Annotated in this window: 13 protein-coding genes; 2 read left to right on the plus strand and 11 right to left on the minus strand. The window is 60.9% G+C overall.

Annotated features, from left to right (window positions below; genetic code table 11):
- Positions 1-236: 236 nt before the first annotated feature.
- The 5 genes from G3256_RS05715 to G3256_RS05735 all read right to left on the minus strand — a co-directional run bounded on the left by G3256_RS05715 (position 237) and on the right by G3256_RS05735 (position 14,972).
- Positions 237-1,058, minus strand: a complete 822-nt coding sequence (locus tag G3256_RS05715; RefSeq protein WP_246227803.1) for an HNH endonuclease — start codon at positions 1,056-1,058, stop codon at positions 237-239.
- Positions 1,055-5,050, minus strand: a complete 3,996-nt coding sequence (locus G3256_RS05720; RefSeq protein ID WP_217626494.1) for an Eco57I restriction-modification methylase domain-containing protein — start codon at positions 5,048-5,050, stop codon at positions 1,055-1,057. The genes G3256_RS05715 and G3256_RS05720 overlap by 4 nt, the downstream gene beginning before the upstream one ends.
- The gene (locus tag G3256_RS05725; protein WP_169639903.1) at positions 5,050-7,815 is read right to left on the minus strand and encodes a DEAD/DEAH box helicase; all 2,766 of its coding nucleotides are present in this window, start codon (positions 7,813-7,815) and stop codon (positions 5,050-5,052) included. Before G3256_RS05725 ends, G3256_RS05720 begins: the two co-directional genes overlap by 1 nt.
- Positions 7,812-12,890 (minus strand): DEAD/DEAH box helicase, encoded by a 5,079-nt coding sequence (locus G3256_RS05730; protein WP_169639904.1) that lies wholly within the window; start codon positions 12,888-12,890, stop codon positions 7,812-7,814. Before G3256_RS05730 ends, G3256_RS05725 begins: the two co-directional genes overlap by 4 nt.
- Before the next feature lie 123 nt (positions 12,891-13,013).
- A complete protein-coding gene (locus G3256_RS05735) occupies positions 13,014-14,972 on the minus strand; it encodes a GmrSD restriction endonuclease domain-containing protein (protein WP_169639905.1) in 1,959 nt (652 codons plus the stop codon).
- 291 nt (positions 14,973-15,263) lie between these two features.
- On the opposite strand from G3256_RS05735, the gene G3256_RS19390 reads away from it, so the two are divergent.
- Complete coding sequence (locus G3256_RS19390; protein WP_169639906.1) at positions 15,264-15,449, plus strand: winged helix-turn-helix domain-containing protein; 186 nt, start codon at positions 15,264-15,266, stop codon at positions 15,447-15,449.
- Positions 15,450-16,186: 737 nt separating this feature from the next.
- Here G3256_RS19390 and G3256_RS05745 read toward each other — a convergent pair.
- The 6 genes from G3256_RS05745 to G3256_RS05770 all read right to left on the minus strand — a co-directional run bounded on the left by G3256_RS05745 (position 16,187) and on the right by G3256_RS05770 (position 21,333).
- Positions 16,187-17,305, minus strand: a complete 1,119-nt coding sequence (locus G3256_RS05745; protein WP_169639907.1) for a hypothetical protein — start codon at positions 17,303-17,305, stop codon at positions 16,187-16,189.
- 202 nt (positions 17,306-17,507) lie between these two features.
- Positions 17,508-17,738 carry a helix-turn-helix transcriptional regulator gene (locus tag G3256_RS05750; RefSeq protein WP_169639908.1) on the minus strand — a complete coding sequence of 77 codons (231 nt, stop codon included), beginning with the start codon at positions 17,736-17,738 and terminating at the stop codon, positions 17,508-17,510.
- A gap of 79 nt (positions 17,739-17,817) precedes the next feature.
- Positions 17,818-18,450 (minus strand): hypothetical protein, encoded by a 633-nt coding sequence (locus tag G3256_RS05755; RefSeq protein ID WP_169639909.1) that lies wholly within the window; start codon positions 18,448-18,450, stop codon positions 17,818-17,820.
- A complete protein-coding gene (locus tag G3256_RS05760) occupies positions 18,447-19,676 on the minus strand; it encodes a tyrosine-type recombinase/integrase (protein ID WP_169639910.1) in 1,230 nt (409 codons plus the stop codon). The genes G3256_RS05755 and G3256_RS05760 overlap by 4 nt, the downstream gene beginning before the upstream one ends.
- A 332-nt stretch (positions 19,677-20,008) precedes the next feature.
- A complete protein-coding gene (locus G3256_RS19140; protein WP_206040796.1) occupies positions 20,009-20,662 on the minus strand; it encodes a hypothetical protein in 654 nt (217 codons plus the stop codon).
- A gap of 368 nt (positions 20,663-21,030) precedes the next feature.
- Complete coding sequence (locus tag G3256_RS05770) at positions 21,031-21,333, minus strand: DUF6476 family protein (RefSeq protein ID WP_169639911.1); 303 nt, start codon at positions 21,331-21,333, stop codon at positions 21,031-21,033.
- Between G3256_RS05770 and G3256_RS05775 the strand changes: the two genes are divergently transcribed.
- The gene (locus G3256_RS05775; RefSeq protein ID WP_169639912.1) at positions 21,332-22,366 is read left to right on the plus strand and encodes an RluA family pseudouridine synthase; all 1,035 of its coding nucleotides are present in this window, start codon (positions 21,332-21,334) and stop codon (positions 22,364-22,366) included. The two genes, G3256_RS05770 and G3256_RS05775, sit on opposite strands and share 2 nt — an antisense overlap.
- Positions 22,367-22,387 lie beyond the last annotated feature (21 nt).

The raw sequence follows: 22,387 nt of genomic DNA on the forward strand, positions 1-22,387 counted from the left end.
CGTTAGATGATTTTGAAGGTTCTTTTGCCAGCCATTGCGCCGGTCAGGGTAAACGCTGGGGTAAAAATAGCTGGACGATTGTTCCCTTTAAGATTGTGAATCTACTTTTTGATTTGTTTCGCATTGTGGAAATCCTTTCGTCGTTCGGTTCAATTGCAACTAAAAAGAAGCGCGTCAGAGGTGATTTTGCGTCGAGGACCTTCACGTCCAGATCGGCGATCCCCTTGACCGGCCCATCAATCTCGAATGGCGATCGCATTCATCTTCGCGCGATGCCACGCCATCGGTGCAGCGTGATCATGGGACAGGGTGATGTGCGGCGCGGTGGTCAGACCCAGGGCCCGCACGCCTACCTCCGACAGACTTGGTGACGCGATGGCCTTACCATCGGCGTCAAAGCTGATCAGGAAGGCGTCGAAGGCGGCGTCCCAGTGGGCGGCCAGAAGCAGGCCGTTGAAGACGTCGAGCCGTTGCCTGTCGCTTTCGCATTCGGCCCACGGCACAATGTGGCTGGCGCGCAATAAGGCGCGGTCGGTGATGCCGGTCAGGGGGCAGCGGCCGTTCCAGTAGTCATCGAGGGCGGCGCGGAAGGTGGACTGGCCGACGCGCAGGCGGACCTGCGCCTCGCGCGTCGTGGCGTTGGTGGGGTCGAGGTCCTGCGACGTCGGGCCGGACCATGTCTGTCCTTCGCGCTTCAGGTCAGCCTCGAAGGTGGCCTCGGGCGCATCGGGCAAGGCGCGGAACAGGTGCCAGGCGCGCAGGCAGGCAGTACGGAGCGTGATGATGGACTCGAACCGCAGATGGTCAGTCTCCAGGGTGCCCAATCCCTCTTCGGCCAAACTGCGCAGCACACGGAGCGTAGTGCGCAGGGCGTAGCCGGGCGGCGCGATGGCGAGGGCGATCTGGCCGGGGGCGTTCTGCGAGCGGAGCGTCATCCAGGGCGGATCGTCGAGCGCGGCTGGGATGGTGCCCTCGGGTTGCAGCGTCCAGCCGCCGTCATAGCCTGCCTTTTGCAGGATCAGCCGCGCGGGTCCTGGAGGATCGAGGTCGAAGCTCACGCGCCCTCGCCCAGGCCCACGGCGCTCCAGTCGGCCGAGAGCCGGTCCCAGGCCTCCAGCACCAGCCGCTCGGTGCGGTATTCGCCGTAGAGCCGCTCTTCCTTCTGCTTCAGCACCCGGAAGGTTTCCGAGGGGTAGTCGGCGCCCAGGACGCTGGCTGGGTCGAGGATGTAGCGCAGCTCGTCGCGGGTCAGGCCGTAGGCGCGGGCGTAGAAGGCGTCGAGCTCGGCGCGGAGGCGCGCGCGACGGTCCTCGTCCCAGGCGAAGGGCGGGCCGTCATGGCCGAGATCGCGGGCGAAGGGGGCCAGCGCGTGGGAGGTGTAGGTGAGTTCGAGGACGCGGGGGGTGACGAAGGCAAGGCGCTTGAGTGTATAGAAGGTGAGGGGGAGTGTCGGCAACTGTTTGACAATATTGTATTTCAGATGAACGTAAGCGATCTTCTGGCGAGTAGCGTAGTCAAACGGCAGTGCTGACCAATTCGCATAAAGCGCCGACGCCTCGTGCGGACCCGCTGTTGGAAATGCGATCAAGAAAGTGTCGCCGACTGCCGACTGCGGAATGATGCAAGGTACCATCGTTCTTTCGGCGCGCGCTGTCGTGACATCCCGCCAGCCCAGCAAATAGCCTATAGGTTTTGCCACTTTGTTCAGACGTTCTACCACTTCGGCTTCGGAAACCCAGTAGAAAGGTTCGGCTTCAAAGTTGGGGTTTAGGTGATCCTGGAGATCCGTTTCTGGTAGCACGCGATGCCCTCGATCGTTCCCCCTCGTATGGTAGGAGGTCGCGCGATGGTCATAGAGCCAGGTCATCTTCGCCTCGTAGAGCGGCACCATCCGGTCCTCGGCGCGGGCGAGCGGCAGGGAGCGGGTGTCGTGGCCGTCGAGATCCATCGCGGATTGCGCGGGCCGGACCGCCTCGGCCTGGGGAGCATGGGTGCGCGGCCGGGTCCAGTCGGTGCCGTTGCGCCGCCAGCCCGCGTCCGCAAGTTCGGCGGCGGTGCGGAACAGGCCGGAGTCGTTGGACATGTGGAACATCGCCATGAAGCTCACGTCCCACGGATTGCCGTTGGCCCGGCCTTCCTCGATCAGCACCGGCGCGGCATCGTAGATCTTCGCCGTCAGCTCAGCATCCCGGCGCGAGCGGAAAACCGGTGCCGTCTTGGTGTTTGGGTTAATGCGGGCGATCTGGTCGGAGGTCAGGACGAAGGAGCGTTCGCGATGCGCCAGTTGCGACGGGTCGGTGAGGAAGAACGCAAAGTGCGCCTCGATCTCGTCCCTGCCGAGGGTCAGTAGTGCGAACTTGAAGCTGCGGTGGACGCCCGGGAATAGCGGCGCCGAATTCTCGAAATCCACCAGCCGCGCCAGCCGCCGCTCCTCAACCAGCCAGGCGAAGAACGGCGCGGTCGTCGCGTCCGTGGCGATCCCGGTCGGCACGATCACCCCGGCGCGGCCCTGCGGGTTCACCGACCGCGCGAAATGCTCGGCGAAGAGTGCATAGGTGTTCACGTCGCCCCGCCCGGTCAGAGGATAGCGCCCGTCCTCGGCCCGGGCGAATTCGCTCGCAGCCTCGGCGGTCCGCTTGGCGTGCTCGAAGGCGGCGTGAAGCTGTTGCTCGGGCGTGCCCGGCTCGGCCTCGGCCAGCGCCTTGATCATCCGCCCCCGCGCCGCGGCGTTCGGTGCCTCGGCGATATCGGGCGCGCGGGACGCGAAGAATTCCTGTTCCTGAAGCTTGATCCGCTCCCAAGGCGGGTTGCCCAGCATCACGTCGAACCTGCCTCGCGCCCAGATCGCCGGGAAGGCGATCGGCCAGTGCAGCACATGTGCCTCGGCCGCGGTGTCCGCGACGCCCTGCACCAGCAGCGGGTCGTCTTCGCGGGCCAAGATGCGTCCGATATCCGCTGTGGTCGGCACCTGCACATTCGGCTTCTTCGGCAGGAGGAACGCCGCCACCCAGGCATCGGCGGCCCGCCGCAGTCGCAGCCGCTCGGCGTCAGCACCCCGCGCCTCGAAGCTCGCGCGCAGCCGCTCAACCTCCTCCAGCGTGTCCTGGCTGGCGGCATGCAGCCGCTCATCGAAGGCCACCAGCGCAGGCGGGAGCCCGCCGGGACCGTCGAGGCCCAAATCGCCCTGCCCCTCGCGCTCGGCCTTGTTGCGCTTGCGCAGGTCCGAAGCGGTGCCCTTGTCGTCCCCGGTCAGCGCCTTGTAGGCCGCATCGGGAATTCCCTCGGTCAGCATGGTGAGGTCCGAAAGCCCCAGCAACGCATCACCATGCCGAATGTTGGCGTCGAGAAAGCCAAGGGGCCGCCCGGGCTCCACACTTTCTATCCAGAGCGCGACACGGGCGAGTTCGACGGCGAAATCGTTCCGGTCCACCCCGAAGATGCAGCGCGCCACGACCTCGCGCAGCGCGTGGCGGAAGGCGGCGGGGTCGAAGGTTTCGCCCTCGGCCTCGGCCCGGGTGCGGGCCACCGCGTCCGCCATGCGGCGGGCTGCGGCGAGCAGGAAGTGCCCTGATCCGCAGGCTGGGTCGCAGACGGTCATGGTCAGGATGCCCTCGGCACCGGTCTCGCCGTTCGGCGTGCCGATGCCGCGGCGGCGGTCGGCGATCACGGGGTCGAGCGCACTGTCGAGCAGCACCTGCACGAGGCTGTCGGGCGTGTAGTAGGAACCGGTGGTCTTGCGCTGGTTGCCCCGTGTCTCTGCCCCGCCAGCATAGTCCAAGAGGGTATGGTTCTCGGCGAGACGCGGCACGAGTTCGAGGAGAGATTCATAGACCGAGCCCAGTTCCTCGGTCTGCATGTCGCGCCAATTGATCCGCGCCAGCGCCGGCCCATTGCGGATCCAGGACAGGTGGAAGAGCGCATCGAGGAAGTGGCGATTGGGCAGCGTCGCCGAATCGAGGATTGGCGTCAGGCCCTCCCGGAACAGCCCTCCGAGGGCGGGGAGACCCAGAAGCGGCTCACCGTGGCGCAAGGCGCGGAACAGGACCTTCACGCCTTCCCAGGCGTCATGATGCCGGTCGCGGCTGGTTCGCCTGCGGGCACGTAGCGCGAGACGCGTGAGTGAATAGCCTTCGGCGTAGGTCTCGCGCGCCTCGTCGGTGGCGTCGGGCGCGTGCAGGAGGTCGCGGTCCTCGGTGGTCAGCACGAAGATCAACCGATAGACAACGCGCAAGACTTCGGCGTGCAGCGCTTCGGCCGGATGTTCCTCGGCCTCGATCCGGGCACAGGTGGACGGGTCCGCCAGTGCACCGGCTCCGAGCGCCCTCAGCGCCGCCTCGACGCCGTCACGCAGCCGTTCGCGGGCGGCGACGCCCTGTTCGGCGGCGGTCTTGCTCCACCGCTCCAGAGGACCTTCCACGGCGTCGCCCTGGCCGAACCGCGTCCGGTGGATCAACCGCCAGAGGCCGGCGAAGGCGCTGAGGTCGTCAGTGTCGAGGATCGCGCCGAGGTCGGCTTCAAGAAAGGCCGGGCGTCCAAGGCGCAGGGAGTCGCGCATAAGCCGAATGCGCTTGCCGTCGGTGACAAGGCCCCACAGGGCGTCGTCCGAGGCGTTGAGAGCATCCTGTAAGAGCAGTGCCGGCGAGCGGAACCGTCCTGCCGGGCCGCCTTCGTGCCGAGCGCGGTCGAGGTCCCCTTCCGGCGCGACGACCACCGGGACACGGCCATCGCCTGTCACGAGGTCGACCGGAAAGCTTCGTTCGTCGGCAAACAGGGGCCCCGGAGTCAGGTCGAAGCCGAACGATCGCAACACCGCACGGGCCTGGGCGTCGGCGTCGGCGGACGGCTCTTCATTGGCAGCGCGCGCCATGCGGAAGGCCCGCTCGATCTCGTCGTTGAGGGTCAGGCCCTTCGGCACGCCGTAGTCCGCCGCAGTCTGTTCAGCGGCTTGTCCCCTGGCGATCTTTGCGATCATGTCCGACGGGATCAGCCCTCCCTCCAAGATCAAGCCGGCGCCGATCTCGACGGGACGGTTCATCTTCTCGTGGCGCATCAATCGGCCTCCGGCAGGATCACGTGGAGAGCGATCAGGTCCGGTGGCAGGACCGGCTCGACGATCGTCCGACCCCGCGTGGACGAGGCGACACGTAGGCGGTCGTGATCGGCGATCAGCGTTTCGGCGCGAGACCGGGCGATGGCGGTGAGGGCGTCCGAGGCGTCAATACGATCCCTTGCGCGCAGCACCTGGGCGCGCCGCACCGGTTCAGGCAACGTCGCTCCGACCTCTTCATCCAGGACCTTCAGTGCGTCGACACCGATCGCGGCGAGCTCCCTGGCGGTGCCTTCCCACAGCACCGGCACGATTTCTTCGGCCAGCAGAAAGTCGTCGGACGCGGCCGAGGCACGGCGAATGCGGTGGCGGACCCTGAGAAGTGCCAGTGTCCTCATCATTGTGGCATTTCGGCTGACCCAGGCGCCTGACCGCGCAAGAGCGTCCGGAGTATCCTCCAGAGCGCCTTCAGAAAGGATATCGGACAGGGTCGCAACGATCGGATGCGTGCGATGCAGCACTTCGATCCCTGGCCGGGCGACCGGGTCGAACGAAACACGGGTTCGCCCCTGAATGCCCCGCGAGGAGAGGGCTTCGCGCACCATGTCGGGTAGCGCATCAACCGGGATGGATTTCCCGTCGAACGTGATCCCGACCCGGTCCAAGGCACGGCGCACAAATCGCCGAACATCCTCAGTATCGCCCAGCAGGTCGCGCACTCTTTGCCATTCAGGGATCACCTCTTCAGGCTTCAGGCGCCTTTGAGCAAAGCGCGCCCGGGACGCCTTCTCGTTTTCCTCCGCATCACGCCAGAGCCGTTCGAGATCGGCTGTTGGATCGAGGTCGCGAAACAGGTCGCCTTGGCGACCCGATGCCGAGCCGGACTTCAACACCAGCGCATGCATCAGCGCCTCGGACACCGTCCCGCGATCGTCGAGCATGCTGACCGAAACATTCGTGGCTTTCCGGATCGCCTCTGCCTTTCTAAGGATGACGTCGAGGACGGCTCCGTCGATGGCCGAGTTGCTGCCGAAGATTGTCAGCGAACGCACTTGTTCGGCTGGTTGCCCGAAACGGTCGACCCGTCCTTCGCGCTGTTGGTGGCGCGTGGGATTCCAGGACAGATCATAGTGCACGACGGCGTTGAAGAGGGTCTGGAGGTTGATCCCTTCCGAAAGGCAATCGGTGGCCACGAGTATTCGACGTTCGGACTCAGACATGCTTTCGACACGGACCCTGCGTTCCTGTCCAGGCAGACGGCCGGTGACGACTTCGATCGTCCGATCCTTGAAAGTCTTGTCGTTCCTGAGGGCAGCGCCAACGGCCTCGGCGGTCGCGATGTACCGGCAGAAGATCACTGTCTGATGACCCTTGGAACAGAGCTCCGTCAATTCTCGCTTCAGGAGAGATAGTTTGGCATCCTCCTGAGGCCGGGCCTCAAGGTCGCGCGCTGTCCTCAGAAGGTCGTCGAAGCCGGACGTGTCCTCCGCCATTGCCCCCGGTTCGAGATCGTCGTCCGACAACTGGCCCTCGTTCTCGTCGAAGATCGCGGCTTCCAGATCGATATCCTCGGTCAGTGCGCGCCTGGCCTCCAGCGTGGCAACCGCAGCTGCAGGCGAGGATCCAACGCAACGCATCAGGGCCAGGGTTGCCCAGATCGCCAGCCGCCGCCGACGAGCATCATGACCGGCTTTCGCTGCGCGCTCGGTGCACCAGGCGAGGACCGCCTCATGGAACGCCAGATGAGAGGGTGTCAACTTAAAGGCCCTCTTGCCGACGTCATGCTTGGGGAAGGTCCGCTTGGCGCCTGGTACTTCCCAGCCTTCCTCGCGGACATCGATGCGCCTCCTCTGAACAAAATGCTGCGCCAGTTCTTCCCGGGCTCGCGACAAGCCCCCTTGGGAGAAGTCCGGTCGAAGCAGCGCCAGAATATCGTCGAAGGCCTCCGCGTCGCCAGAATGCGGCGTGGCGGTGAGAAGGACCATGTGACGATCCGGGTCCTTTGCCAAACCGTCCAGCAAGGCCTGTCTCTGGGTTTTTCCGCGACCACCGCCAACACTGGCATGCGCCTCGTCCACGATGACGAAGTTCGGGCAGGATTTCGCGAAATCAGTGCGGCGTCGATCAGCCTTGATGTAGTCGAGGCTGACGACCGTCAGAGGATGGGCGTCGAAGGGGCTCTCATTCAATGCCAGACCGCGTTCGAGCCGCGGCGCCGTCGTGGCGGTCACGGCGGTTGCATGCAGGTCGAACTTTTCGCGCAGTTCATCGACCCATTGTTCGACCAGGTGCGGGGGGCATAGCACGCAGGCTCGCGTTACTTCGCCGCGGTCCCACATCTCCCGCAGGATGAGCCCGGCCTCGATGGTCTTGCCGATGCCCACATCGTCGGCGATCAGAAGGCGCATCGTATCGAGCCGCAGCGCCATAATCAGCGGAACGAGTTGATAGGACCGTGGCTCGAATGCGATCCGGCCAGAGGACCGGAAAGGTCCCGCGCCGCGGCGAAGGCTGAGGCGCAGGGCATCTGACAGCAGGCGTGCGTCCGAAGAGGTGCCCATCCGCGACGCGTCCGGCGCCTCGAAAATGGCCGGCTCGGGTGGGACCTGCTCGAGTGCCGGCAGAACGACGGTAGCATCGCCCTCCATGCCCGACAGCGGCCGCAAAAGCAGGCGGTCAGGTCCCGATCCGGGCAAGACAATCCATTCCCTGCCTCGCGCACGGATCAGGCTGCCGGGACTCGCCAAGGCGCTGGTAGCCGACGTCATGGTGTCACCCTGTCGATGTGCGCGAGTTCTTCGGGCATTTCCTCCGGCGGGTCGACCGTTCTCAGGACAATGTAACCTTCGTTCGATAGCGCGGCGGAGACATCTGCGTCATCTGTCACGGCGGCGTAGAACTTGCTCCACGATGCCAGCGCCACCTTGCCGCCCCGTGCAACAGGTTCGAAGTCCGGCCGTAGGATTCCCCATCTTCGAGCCGCGTCGGCCCACGGGCCGTCCGAGATGGGCGATTCAACTGCATCCACCTTTCCACTCGGCGCCACCACCTCAACCTCAGACGACAGGAGGTCGATCAGGAAACGACGGACTTCGCAGCGTCCGCGGTCAATCAGCTCATGATCGGGCTGATTGAAATAAGTAAGGATGCAGCGGTAACAGCCTTCGACGCAGGGGGCGTCGTCGCGGTCGCGCCACTCGCCTTCGGCCTCTTCCAGATGCATGACTTCGAGAGCGGTCCTGACGACCGCTTGCAAGTCCTCCTGGCGCGAGATCCGCGACAGCACACCCGCACCACCCTCGGACGCCTCGTAGAACAGTAGGCCATTGCGTGCATCCCGATCCGGTACCGGATCGACGGCGATCTCACCCTCTTCGAGGCGAAACACCCGCTCGAGGCCTCGGGCGAGCGCACTCTGCAAGGTGGCGACGTCCTCGACGTCAAGGTGCCGCGAAGGCACAAGAAGCATGGCATTCTTGCGGTCCTCGACCATCGGCAGGACCGTCTGTTCAGGCTCAGCGTTTGGGCGCGAATCCGGATCGGTCTCGTCACCGCCGACCGAACCGCGCCATCGGCCGCTGTGGGTTCCGATCTTGAAGCCATAGAGGTCCTTGTCACGCCTTCTCCGGAGGCCCTTGTTGATCCGGGCAATACGGGTGCGTGGACCGTAGGAAATCTTCGCCAGGTCCTTGCCGTCACGATCGCTTAGCCGGACTCTGCTGGGTTCGCCCTGAAAAGCGAAAGCGGTCTGTATGTCGAATCCCTGACGCTGGCGCTCCTCATCATTGGCGGAAATGCGTTCCGCCGGGGCAGCCTCGACATTCTCGACACGAAACGCGCCGTCCAGGCGAATGGGATCCGCCAGACCGGCGCCACATGCGTCACAGCGCTCGGGTGCATCGGTACCCTGGATAGAGCCGCAGTTTGCACACAGCAGCAAGACATCCGTGTTCAGTCCTACGCCGTCGCCAGCGCGCACCTGCGGCGGCAGCATGGCGCGAGTCACACGGAAAGACTGGCCCTCGTGATAGATCATGCTCCCGGGCCCGAATTCGGAAATTGCCAGGAATCGAGCCCTCGAAAGGAAATCGCCACGGCCGCGACGCTCGGCACCGGGAACAAATGCGGTGAGTGGCAGGCGGGGAAAGTTGTACCCAGGCAGGAAGCCCTCGGTTGCCAGATAGCGGTAGGTGAAGAAATCTGATGAGTTCGAATCCTTACCGCTCTTGAGCAATTCGATCTGGCGTCGTGCGCTGTTGTACGACCGATCCCCTTGCCGTCGTTCCTCGGCACTTGCCTGGGTGCTCTTCGACAACCGGTAGCCGCGATCTCGCTGGTCTTCGGCGGCGCTTAACCGCCGTCTCCAAGAGTCGAAAGCCGTGTCGAAATTCTCGTAGGCGTCTCGCGCGGTGGTTTCGGCGAGGTCATGTCCGAAGGGCCGGCCGGCAATCTGGCTGAGGACGGCGACCATACGCTCAGCCGCACGAGCGGCAAGGTCGGGAACGGAAAGTGCTGCCGCTACTTCGATGCGGAGCGGATACTTGCCATCCTCCTGGGTGAGGTCCAGCACCTCGGCGATCGCCGGTGCGAGTTCAACACCGGATTCCGCCAGCCAGATCGCATGACAATGGGATACAACGAGTTCTTCATTGCCGAGATCGAGAAGCGGCGGTTGAACCGATCCCGCGACCATCTGGCCCGGATCGGCGAAGTAGTACTGATCATGCGGGCTTTGAGCGGCACAGTAGGTCGTGATCAGCGCCGCCTGACCGGCACGGCCGGCACGCCCGGCACGCTGCGTGTAGTTGGCCGGCGTCGGCGGGACGTTGCGAAGGTGCACATGCTCGAGCGTAGAGATGTCGACCCCAAGCTCCATTGTTGGCGAGCAGATGAGCAAGGGCAACCGCCGGGAGGTTTCGTTGTCATGCGGCGACTCCCGCATCTGTTTCTGATCGTCATCACCGAACCGGAACCGGCGCTCCCGGTGCTGGCGGATGTCCTTGTCCACCTGTGCGGTATGTTCTCTTGCCTCAAGGCCCCGCATCGGTGCCCGCCTTGCCAACATGTTGTCGGCTACCCTTGCGTAGAGTTCCCGGAAATAGGGGTTCGGCGGTGCTTTCCCGGTTTCTTCGGCCATAGGCTCGCTGACGGCGCAAAGCTTCAGCGCGCCGGGGTCAAGTTTCCAGCCCATGGGACCGAATGGTGTTCTCTGCGCCCTGACATAGGCATAGTCGTCATGGGCTGTCGCCTGGAGAAGCGCTTCGATGACCTCGGTCACCTCGCCCCGTCGCAGACGACGCCCCCAGAGGCGTTCGTCTACGAGGGCCTTGCCCAGAGCCGACTGGGCGCTTCCCCGAAGCACGATACCCTCATCCCGCAGCGAGATATTGGCGCGCGATGTGCCTTCGAGCATCAGCCAGGCAGCTTCCCGTGGCCGTTCCTTTTCGTGGATGGCCCAGGGGGCCTGGAGATAGCGTCTCGACTCCTCCGCAATTTCCTCGAACCGTTGTCGATCCAGTGCCTCGACATCGATTGCGAGGCCGGTTCGCATGTGTTCGAGAAGGATACGCAATGCCGTCAAGCGGATCTCGGGCGTCGCATCGCGGAGGACATCCGGAGCCCCAGCGAAGATGGCGTCTTCCCCTGCCAGTGCCGAAAGCATTGTATATTCGACATGAACCAGTTCGAGGTCTTCGAGGTTAGGGTTGGTAAATCGCCAGCCACGACGCTGATCAGTCCAGACACGATGTGCGATGATCCGGGACAGCAGCACCTCAGCCTCAGTCGCTTTCCTTCCTCGAACATCATCTCGAAGCCATTCCTCGTGGCTTTCCTCGTTCGACCAAGCATAGCCCAGAGCACGTCGAACCGCGTCTCCAAAATCACGACCAGCCAATCCGGCGCTACCGGCGTCGCGAACAGCCGCGAATATGGCAGAGCGCAGCTTCGTGACGAAAACGTGGTCATTGAAGTGACCGGCCTGCAAGGCCGCGTCCTGGCGGTTGTCGGTGAAGGTCAGCAGCTTGCCGCGCCCGGCTTCCCCGGCTTCCATTTCTTCAAGCGTTACCGAGTTCAGTATTGTCGTCGCCGAGGAGCGACCTTCGGCGGATAGGCCCGACAACCTGTTGCGATCCCGGCCTTGCCCCGGTGGCGTGTCTCCGCATCGCAGGCAGAGCGAGAATTTGCCTTTCATGAACCACATGCCAAGGCCGGCCCCCTCGACGCCCTGGGAATCGACCGAAACCTCGAACGGGACGCGCGTGCGATAGGTCCGCTTGACGCGGGTCGAGCCGTTTGCCGTTTCTTCGAGCCAGGACGGCGGGAGATCTTGGTCGCCCTCGAAGGGCAGTCCTTCGGCACGGCACAGGAAGCCCGTCTCGTCGTCATCGTCGAGCGGCTCCTCGTCGATCGAGCGAGGGACATAGCGCCGCCCCGCATTATCCGGAAGCACCCGGACAGGGTGATAGTCCTGCCCACACTTGCGGCAGAAACGAACCTCGAACAGCCGCGCCTCGGCCTCTGGATCGGTCTTCTGCTTGTCAAAACGGATGGTCCGCGCACCCTCTGGACCAAGGGTCGCATACAGGCTGTCGGGACCGGACAGATATTGATGGAGCTTATACGCCAGGAAAGCACTGCCGGATGGGCCCCCTCGCAGGTTCTCGGGCATCGAGGCCATGGACAACGCGTGCTCGAGCGCGGCCAGGCAATCCGGCACCGGTTCGCCGGAATCGTCAGCAAGCTCCAAGGCAGCTTCACTGAGCGTGCGCGGCTTGCGGCGTTGCGGTACTGGATCGTCGGTCAGGCCGATGCGAGTTTCAGCCCACACGATAAGCGGTTCCGTCTCGAGGGCGTCATTTGCCAATCCAGTGGGTAGCGTACGAATGGATTGCGCGATGCCCGTGCGATCCGCGGTGCCGCGCGTGGCGCGGACCAAAGTCTCGCCGATAACGGCTTCAGGTTCGATCCGGTTGCCGAAGATCATTGTCGCGGTATTCGCCACGACGACCGCAGGGTCTTCCGCGACCGCATCCGACGAGGCCATGGTGGCGGAGGTTCCGATGCACCGCAGATGGTCCGGAGACAGCCGGTCTCGCAAGCGTCGAACCAGCATCGCTACGTCCGCGCCCTGTCGGCCGCGATAGGTATGCAGTTCGTCAAGAACCAGCCAGTCGAGACCACGCGCGTTTTCCAATACTTGGCGCCCTTTCCGGTCGGCACGGGTGAGAAGGAGTTCCAGCATCATGAAATTGGTCAGCAGAATGTCCGGTGGGTTTGCCGCGATCCTCTCTCGGTCAGCCTCGGATTCCTGCCCTGTGTATCTCTCGACGATTGGAGGCTTGCTCAAACCAGAATCACGCAGAAAGCCATTGATTTCTTCAAGCTGGGAATTGGCGAGCGCGTTCATCGGATAGATGATGATGGCGCGAGTCCGGCGTTTCTCGCCGGCCTCGCGTGCGCGAATCGCAGCATCGATCAATGGAATAAAAAAACAGAGCGACTTGCCTGACCCTGTCCCTGTTGTGACGACAAATCCCTTGCCAGATTGCGCCATACCGAGCGCCAAGTCTTGATGCACATAAAGCTCGATCGGGGCTCCATCACTGCGGCGAAAGACCTTTGCCGTATCTTCATGAATTGTCCCATCGACTGCCCGCACATCAACCGAGGCTCCGGGTCTGAACCTGGGGTTCAGGCTGATAAGCGGCTCGCGGACATATCGTCGTTCATTGTAGGCCTGATCTATTGCGGATTGGAGATCATTCGACCGGATGTTGGCGAAGGAGCGAGAGAAACTCTCGTATCGCTCGATCGACTTCTGGTTCAGGGAAAATACGTCCATTATTCTATTTCTTTTCTCCGCCCCACCGCTTCTTAGCGCAACTCTCGAGGGTAATTGCAGTCTTTTCGTGGCCGTTACCGCTTGTCACCAAAACTCTTGGGGGACCAAGAAGTGTAAGGACCCTTATGCCGCCGCTTCGTCACCGATGGTGACCGCGAGCTTGCCCAGATAGGCCTTGAAGCCTGCGACTGAGGTGAAGCAGCGGAAGCCGGCCGCGCTCGCAAGAGAAATAAGGTCCGCGCTTTCGTCCAGCAGAACCGCGACCGGTTCAGAGAGCTCGGCCTGCACGCCGCCAGGCCAGGCCAAATCGAGGATCGCACGCTGTTCGCCCGTTTCGAGATCAACCAGATCCCATCCAAGAACGCCAGCCGCGAAACCTTTCTCCTCAACCCACTTCTCCAGATCTTCCAACTCACGGTATTCCTCTTCGCTCGAGATGCCTCCCAGAAGTACCGACTGGGCTTGGCGCGCCGGTCGTGCTGTTTCCAGGAGTTGCGTGTCCTCGTGCAGGAGTTGAGCGAGACAGGCATTTGCGGCCAAGGCGAGAAGTTCCTTCCGAGCTTCGACGAAGTCACGGAAGTTATCGACCTTCCAGAGCACCGGGTCATCCGGAATCCACTGCGACTTGAGCGCGCCGGGATGAGCCTCTTCAATTTCCGGAAAGTAGACCTCAGGCCGACGGTCCCGGATAGCCAGGTTGGTGTCCTTGGTCAGAAAGCAGAAATTGCCCAAGGCGTTTACTTCAGCCCGACTGTAGTCCGCCTCGTAGAGGCGGACGCGAGGGAAGATGTGATGGACTTCCAGCGCGCTCATCTTGCCCAGCATGCCTCTTTTCAACGGCAGGCCGTTGCCCCAATCCCGTGCCTCAGTCATGCGCGTCATCATGTATAGAACAGGATAGAATCGCGACCCGACGCTCCAGCTGTGAAAATGGCCAGGCTCGACACGCAGACCCCCCTGCGCAAGGCGTAGCTCTGCAACAAGCTTCTCCAGATCGCCTTGGCCGGACTCCAGGATTCCGAGATCCTTGTCGATGATGCTTTCCGTCGAGGCCGAGTACCGTCCCCACATCCCGCTCTGGACATACCAGAACAACAGCTTGTCCTGAGTCTTCTGGTCGAGATGCCCGCCGTGCGTATCCAGAAACCGCACCATCACCGGCACCGCGAAACGTGCGAACAGCACCCGATCGTGGTCGAGACCAAGGCGCCCACCAATCATGTTCAAGGCAGTGTCGATGTGCCGGACTGCCCGCTTCAATGCTACAGAAATTTCTTCTGCGTCCTTATCGTGCAGGTGCTGGAACTTGGCTTCGCCAGTCAGCACGGTGTTAACCGACCGCAACAGCCAGTCGATTGTGAAATTGTAGCCGGCGCCACGCCAACGCTGGATACTTCGCTTCATTGTATCCCGCGCCTCGGGCCAGTCGGCGCAGATCTTGGCTAGGGCGAGGTCGCCCTTCGATAGTTTTGTCCCGCCGCTGTTCACTCGATTGAAAATATCCACCACGACATCGAGGGTCTTGTCACGACCGGTCACTTCTTCGATGTGGAAGTCCTTGTCACGGATGCCCAGAAGCTGGTTCAGACGCCCCACATATTCGCCAAAATGAGGCGCGAATTCCGGCTGCTGTCCCAATACCGCAATCATCTCACCAATTCCTGCACTGCCTCTTTGCATCAATTCCGTAACATTCACCCATAGCGGATCGTCGCGCATCTTGATCGGCTGAAAGAATTCGAATTCCTCGGAAGCAATATTGAATCTCAGGTCGGTGAAAGCCTTTGCATTTCCATCGAAAAACCGTGGAGGCTCGCCTCGTATGACACCATAAAGCGACGTGATACGCTGTTGCCCGTCGAGCAGAAGTTTCACAACCCCCGGTGCAAGGCTTGCATTGCCACGATGGGCGGCCGTCGAAGCATCTGTTGCCCATACAAGCAGGCTGCCTACAGGATGCCCACGATAGAGAGAGTGGAATAGTCCACGAACCTGCTCGCCGCACCAGACATACCCGCGCTGGAATTCGGGCAATGCCATATGTCCATTGTCGATATAATCAAGAATTGCGGAAATCTGCATCAGCACTGCTTCTCCCAGCTGTACAACATCCTCATGTGACGCATTTTTTGGTCTGACACACAAGCGACAGGACGACATTTCGAGAGAGATTTGGCAGTATAAATTTTGGTATGCTTCGCCACTGCCGACATGGCATCATCAAATTTGCTGCCGAGATCGGCAGACCGGGGGCGACGCCTGATCGGATGGACGGCACTAACTGTGGCCACATCCGCGCGCCGATGATCCGCGCCACTACGGCAATGTTGGAGGCTACCCGCAACCATTATTCACGAGAAGCTGTTGCCAGTAATGAAAGATCGACTGACGGAAGATGACTTTGAGCCGGTCTCTACTGGCGAAGAGCGTTGGTGGAATGCGACTTGTTGGGAGCGATCAGACCTCGTGAAAGAAGGGTTGTTCCGTGACGACTCGCCACGCGGCGTCTGGGAGCTGTCGGACGAGGGACGCACCTTCGTGACTGAGCAAGTCAAATGACTTGGCCCCGGGGCTTTGCCTGATGCAGTCAACGCGGCCGGGTGTATCGGTATCCGCCGCCCTGCAAATTTTCGTCTGGCTTCCATATCGTGATGAGCCCACGCCGCCACAACAATGAGAGCGAGCGTGAAATGGATGCCCGGGTGGAATTTGCCAGTGGCAAACCCAGTGCTTTGAGGAGGTCCACCGGGCGCATGGCGCTGGCCAAATCGACGGACCCCTCTATCGGTTCGAGAAAAGGCAAGACGTCTAAAATCTGCCGCTGCCGATCCGATAACCCGCGTCCCATGTGCCCCTCCGATTATTAACCGATAGATCCGTATGGATCACCTACGTGAATTGAGCAAGAAATCCATAAAAACAAGGGCACTCGAGCATCCGACCCCCTATCGATAATTTGGCACTGAAAAGAAAAACGTACCCAATGCCGGTCCCCAGCGGAAACCTTCTAAGGATTGAAGACCGCCCCTCTATCCGTTTCGACCGCCTGCGACAAAGATACGTCAGCCGGACAATCGGCGTCAATTCGTTCGTTACCATCACCTGCCCAGCGCCCGGTCAGCATAGTTAATATAATAAAACAGGTAGCTAAACGATTATGACTGGGCGCTGGGCAGCGTGTTTTAGCCAGTCGGGCTTCTTTTGTCCTGCTGGTAGTTCCGTTGCGACTTCTTCGTCCCATGGCGTCATTTGCTGCGCGAATTCGTAAGTGCTTCCCATGTTTTTCCCTTTCGTGGTCAAAAAGCGATTTCGCCGATTCCCACAGCGAACGGTTCTTCTTCGATGAATAGTTTCATTGCCACGAAGTCACGGTCATCGATCACGGAGCAGGAAATTGCTTCGACCGCCAGCGGTGAAGGGATTGAACGAAACGTTATCGACAAATCGCGGCGGCGCCATTCTTCGGCAAATTCGATCAGTTCGCGTTTCGTGTATTTGCTTATTGGCCGGTCGTTGTCGGCGTAGCCGTCCAACTGGATCGCCTGCGGCGGAAAGATCGACCCTTCCGCCTGAAGGCTGCGCGACGTCAGTTTGCCTTTTGACCGAAGATCGTCCTTCAGAAGCTGGATTGGCTTGTCGCAGTAGGACAGCGACCTGATCGTGGTCGGCGCCCTGGTTGCCGTATCTTTGACCACTTTCACGATCTGATCGAATGTCAGACCGGCTTCCATCCAAGTGAAAACGATCCGACGATCTTTGTGGGTTGGTGGTCGTCCTATGCCACCAGCAAACAGAACCCGCTTCAAAGCGAAGTTGGTTAGCATTTCTTGAGCGATTTCAGAGTCGGTTTTTTCTAAGATTTCGAACGGTTCAAAAAGCGCTTCGCTAGGGGGAGTTGGCGCTGGTTTCGGGGTTTTTGAATCTTCAGAATCTTCTTCTTTTGTAGATTCTGAACTGTAGACTGTAGATGTGTATGCGTTCGCATCGTGCAATTGTTGATTTTGTTGGTTTTTTTTGGTCGACCCGTTTTCTAATACGTTCGTTCTTGTTTTCGTGTCTGTATTTTTTGGGCTTTCGTTTTTCGCATAGCGCGCGTTGGCTGCGACTTTCGTCTGCGTAATTTTTTCTGCTCTTTCAGCCAGCATTTCAGCGGCTAGGTGCGCGATCACACGTTCGCCTTCGCGGCGCAGCTGACCGCCTTGGATCAGTGCTTCGACAGCGGCTTGATAGCGCGGCTTTGATGTTCCGCAGCGGCGCGGCATAAAGTCCAGCTGCGGATCGACCGGTCCGCTTTCTGACAGGTTGTGGTCTTGGATGATTTTCAAAACTGCGATCTGAACGCTGGTCAATCCACTTGCGTCGCGCAATTGTTCGTCCGGTTTGTATTTTACCCAAAAGCCGTTGGTCGTCTTCACTGCAGCCGTCCTTGTTCCGTGCGACGCAGTCGGGTATATTTAGACTACGCTGACACGCTTTTGCTTGCGGTTGTTGCGTTGATTTTCAGGCCGTCCCGCCCATGATCATTTCAGACCGGTCAGCCGAACAGCTGGCCGGTTTTTCTTTTGCTGATTAGTGGAGCTGGCAAGGCATCACGCCACACCGTGATGTTCTTCACCATCAATGCGACACGTCCGACTGCTTGGCGTCCTGTTCTTCCCACCAGAGTGTGATCGCACGTTCTGACCAGAACCGCAGCCGTCCGATCTTCACTGGTTTTGGGAAGTCTGTTTCTGCCAGCCTGCGTTCGATCCACATATGTGAAACGCCGCCGCAAAGGTCGCGGACCGCCTTGATCGTCAACCTGCGGTCTGAAAGCGCGTCGCTAGTTCCTTGTGATTTTTTGGACATGTTAATCCCTTATCGTTATCTTCGAATCGGGATTAGCACCGAATGTTTATCGCGCTCGAACGTGCGCGATAAACATTCGTCAACTATCTTTTAAGTATTTGTAAAAAGTAGAATTATTTGGCCGGTCACCCGGAAGTCGCCACTTCTTTCTGATATATTCGATTTGTTTGGATTTCTTCGTTTCGCCGCTTTGTTTTGCTAGTTCCAAGGCGTGGTTTTCGCGTACTTTTGAAAGGCTTTTGCGCTGTAGGTTATGTTCGGTCGGACCGGTTCGTGTCAGTTTGCGAATGGAAGCGACACGCGACGCAGCCAGTTCTTCGACGCTTAGTTGCGTTCCTTTGACAGCGCCGAATCGATTCACCAGATCAGCGAATAATTCGCCCTGCCACCGCGCGGCGAAGCAGATCGCTTCTGTATCGCTTGCAGCCATAGCGTTTTTCAGCGCTTTTGTCTTCGAAAGGTAAGCCGCAGCTGCGGCTTCGACAGAACCTGTGCGCGGCGCGCAGTGTTCTGTGCCATCTGGGTCGCTAACGCGGATCAATCTGTTATTGGATATTTCCAGCAATCGGCGACAGGCTTCGGCCATTGCTTCGAACCGGTCGCCGGTCTTTATCCGCCGCTGAAACGCTGCGCGCCAGTCTGCCGCGTCGCCAGTCATGCGCGTCGGGTAAAGAACATCATGCGGATTTGGTTTCTTGGGTCCGCCCGTCATTGTGCGGCGCTGATCTGGACGACGTTGTCATCCACGCCGTTCACCAGCTGGTTGCAATGGCGCGACCACGCTTCAAGCGCGCCGCGCTTTTCAGGACCGAAGTCATATCGCTGGTAAATGCCGACCACTCCAGCGGAGGTTCCCGACGTGTGATTGATTACGGCTTCCGTGATCCGGACGGGTGTTCCAAGACGCGCCAAGCCGGTCGCCGTGGTTCTGCGCAAGTCGTGGAACGTCCAGCGGGGGATCGTGACTGCTTCGGCGCGATCCGCGTCCGCGACAGCCTGCATTTGTCGCACGATCCGCGCGTGTCCCTTAGAAAAGCCGCTGACCGGCGTTTGGCCGGTGGTCGTAAACAGAAGACCGTTTCGGCTTGGAACACGGTCCGCGCGCATGATCGCTTCCATTGCGGCGCCTGACAGCGGGACTTCATGCGCCTGACCGTTTTTGGTTCTGGATGCTGGCAGGGTCCACAGATCGCCCGTCACTTCGTCTACGGTCATTTCGGCAACTTCCCGCAAACGCTGGCCGGTCAGGATCAGCGCGCGCGTCAGGTTGCCCCACGGTTCCGCGATCTGGCCGCAGGCAATCAGCAGCCACCGCAGCTCGTCGTCTGTCAAAATGCGGTCGCGAGATTGTTCTTTGAAAGGCTTCGTGCCGGTGACTGGATTGTGTTCGATCACGTCGCGCTCGATCAGCCAGACGCAGAAGGCATTAAAATAGGCGCGGACGCGGTTGGCGGTCGTTTTCTTTCCTTCGGCGGCGATCCTGTCCAGCAAGCCTCGCACATCGCGACGTGCGAGCGATTGAACGCGCCGGTGGCCCCATTGGGTGACCACGTAGATTTCCAAAGCGCGCTTTGCGTCGTGGCCGCGCTTCAGAGTCGACAGGTGCTGCGCCGCGTACTGTTCGACCAGTACTTTGACCGTGTCGCGGTCTGGCGCCGCCTTCCGCGCCAGCTTGGCGTCAGCAGGGTCGATCCCAGCTTCGATTGACGTGACCGCGTGACCTGCAGCCTTCCGCGCGTCTGCCAGACTGATCGCGGGATACTTGCCAAGCGTTAGCTTCCTGTGACGACCAGCCAACTGATAGCGGGTCGCCCATGATTTGCGACCGCTTGGCTGAACGACCAGATAAAGACCTTTGAACGCGGGGTCTGGAATTTCTCGCCGCGTCGCGGTCGGTTTGACGCCTTCAATGAACTTGGCTGTAAACGCCTTTGCCATGTCGAAAATTCCTTTGGGGTAAAACTGGGGTAAAAAATCCCGCGCACTGTTCCGTTATTTTCCGTTACGAAAATATTGTTGATTGGGGCGTAAGCGCAAGCGTTGTTTAACAATTTCGACATATAATGTGATTTGTTGTTATGCTTGTTTACCGACCAAAACCTGATTGTGGATCAGGAGGTCCCCAGTTCAAGCCTGGGAGGTGGTACCACCTTTCACCAGAAATTTGCCGACCCGGATCATGATATGGAACGGGTCCTGAAACGATACACCCCGGCCACCGGGGGATGTGGCACAGGGCGGCCGTAATACATTCATGTAATATCAGCGTGTTATTCGTCGTTGTTGGCGCCGCTGCCACGGCCCGGGCTGTTGCCTTCGCTGCCGTTCCCGCCGCCGTTGTTGCCGCCACGGCCACCGCCGTTATTGCCGCTGCCATCACCGCCACTCGTGCCGCCATCACCGCCACCCGTGCCGCCATCACCGCCACCTGTGCCGCCATCGCCGCCACCTGTGCCGCCATCGCCGCCACCTGTGCCACCGTCGCCGCCACCCGTGCCGCCATCACCGCCACCTGTGCCGCCGTCGCCGCCACCTGTGCCGCCGTCGCCGCCACCCGTGCCGCCATCGCCGCCACCTGTGCCGCCGTCGCCGCCACCGTCGCCGGAAGGTTCGGTCAGATCGTCATTGCCGAGAGTGGAAGCCGTGCGGAAACTGCCGTCGGTTTCCTGCAATCCGATCCGTATACCGGGACAGACCTGGCTGAGGCTGGACATGACAGCCGCGCCATCGGGCTGCGCCATAACCTGATCTGCAAGGTTGTAGGAAATAATCGTGTAAGAACACTCGTCCTGCGGAACTGCCGCAAGAGTGGCATCAAGCTGTGCCGCGCGTGAAATTACGGTTGTGTCAGATACTGCACAGGCCGACGCAAAGGTCAGTGCCGCGAATGCGGCCGGGGCCTGCAGTCTTTTAAAGTGTAACATCTTTACAAACTCCCAGAGCGATCCCCCACCCCGGAAAACACGTGGCCGGCGGTTGTCCCACAACACGGGCACCGGCAACGCCATACTTGTGCCATATTCCTGCCCGATTTGCACTGCAATTTCGCCACTGTCCCGGTCGTGGGACCAATCCTGCATCGCCGGAAGCTTTGTACATTAATACCTGGTTAAGTGTTCCCGCGAGAGCGACAGTGCGGGGCGGAAAGCCCGCATTATGCCGCACGAGAATGCGGTGCTGACCTGCCTTCCGCCCCACAAAAGAGGGCGGCGGGGGCCGATATGGCCCTTATCCGCCGCAATTGATTCGGTTTTCAGGGACTTTAAAGGCAAGTTTCTTCTGCCTCTGGCGGCTATCTGATCGCGATGGTCTGCTCAAGCTGCCCGGTCACACGGTCGTAAATCAGAATACGGTTGTCGTCGGTGACAATTGCATACCATCCGTCTCCCTGCGTAAACGCCGTGGCCGCAGCGCCTTCAGGAAGTAAGATTTCTTCGGGGAGCGGCGGGGGCGCATCATAGAAGCGGATGACAATGAGCGCGATGATCAGTAGAACGCCCCCAGTCATCACCCCGGTCAGCACCGTCACCAGCCGTCTGAGAAACCTCAGATTCGCCGGTTCCGGTGCATCGGTTTCAGATTCAGGATTTTCCATGCCGCTCCGTCAGATCAGCTTCGTTCTCGGGGATGCACCACCGCCCCGCCTTGATAAGGCGCTTGCCCGTGATGTGCCAGAGCAGGCTGCCCTCTCACGTACGCGGATTGGTCGGTTACTGGCCTGCGGGTCGGTTCAGGTCAACGGAGCCACCGTGCAGGACCCCAAAGCCCGGGCGCAGGCCGGCGATGAGATCGTGATCTCGGTAGAGGAGGCACAGGAGAGCCACATTCTGCCGGAAGATATCCCGCTGGACATCATTTATGAAGACAGCCACCTGGTGGTGATCAACAAGCCTGCAGGCATGGTCGTGCACCCGGCTCCCGGCTCGCCTTCCGGCACGCTGGTCAACGCGTTGCTGGCCCATTGCGGCGCGGATCTGTCAGGTGTGGGCGGCATGAAGCGGCCTGGCATCGTTCACAGAATCGACAAAGATACCTCCGGGTTGCTGGTCGTCGCCAAGTCAGACGCGGCCCATCACGGGCTTGCAGACCAGTTCGAAGCGCATTCGGTTGAGCGGTATTATCAGGCGCTGGTCTACGGTGTGCCGGATGGCAACGATCCACGGCTGCGCGGGATGAAAGGCGTGAGTTTTGAGCCCGGCAATATCGTTAAAATCACGACGCAGCTGGCGCGGCACAAAACCGACCGTCAGCGCCAGGCAGTGTTGTTTCAGGGCGGTCGGCATGCGGTGACACGGGCCCGTACGGTCGAACGTTTCGGCACGCCGGCCTGTCTTGCGCTGATGGAATGCTGGCTTGAGACCGGGCGCACTCATCAGATCCGCGTGCATATGGCCCATGCCGGTCACGCGCTGGTGGGTGATCCGACCTATGGGGGCAAACGGCGTCTGCCTGCCAAAGCGCTGCCGGAGATCTCGGCGGAGACTGTGCGCAGCTTTCCGCGTCAGGCGCTGCACGCTGCCGTGCTGGGCTTTGTACACCCGGTGAGTGGTGAGGATATGCGCTTTGAAGCGCCCTTACCACAGGATATGCTAAGCCTGCTCGATGCCGCGCGGGTGGCGTTGTCATAAAGTGCAAATGGATGTGATTGC

This window comes from Roseobacter ponti (assembly GCF_012932215.1).
Classification (GTDB): domain Bacteria; phylum Pseudomonadota; class Alphaproteobacteria; order Rhodobacterales; family Rhodobacteraceae; genus Roseobacter; species Roseobacter ponti.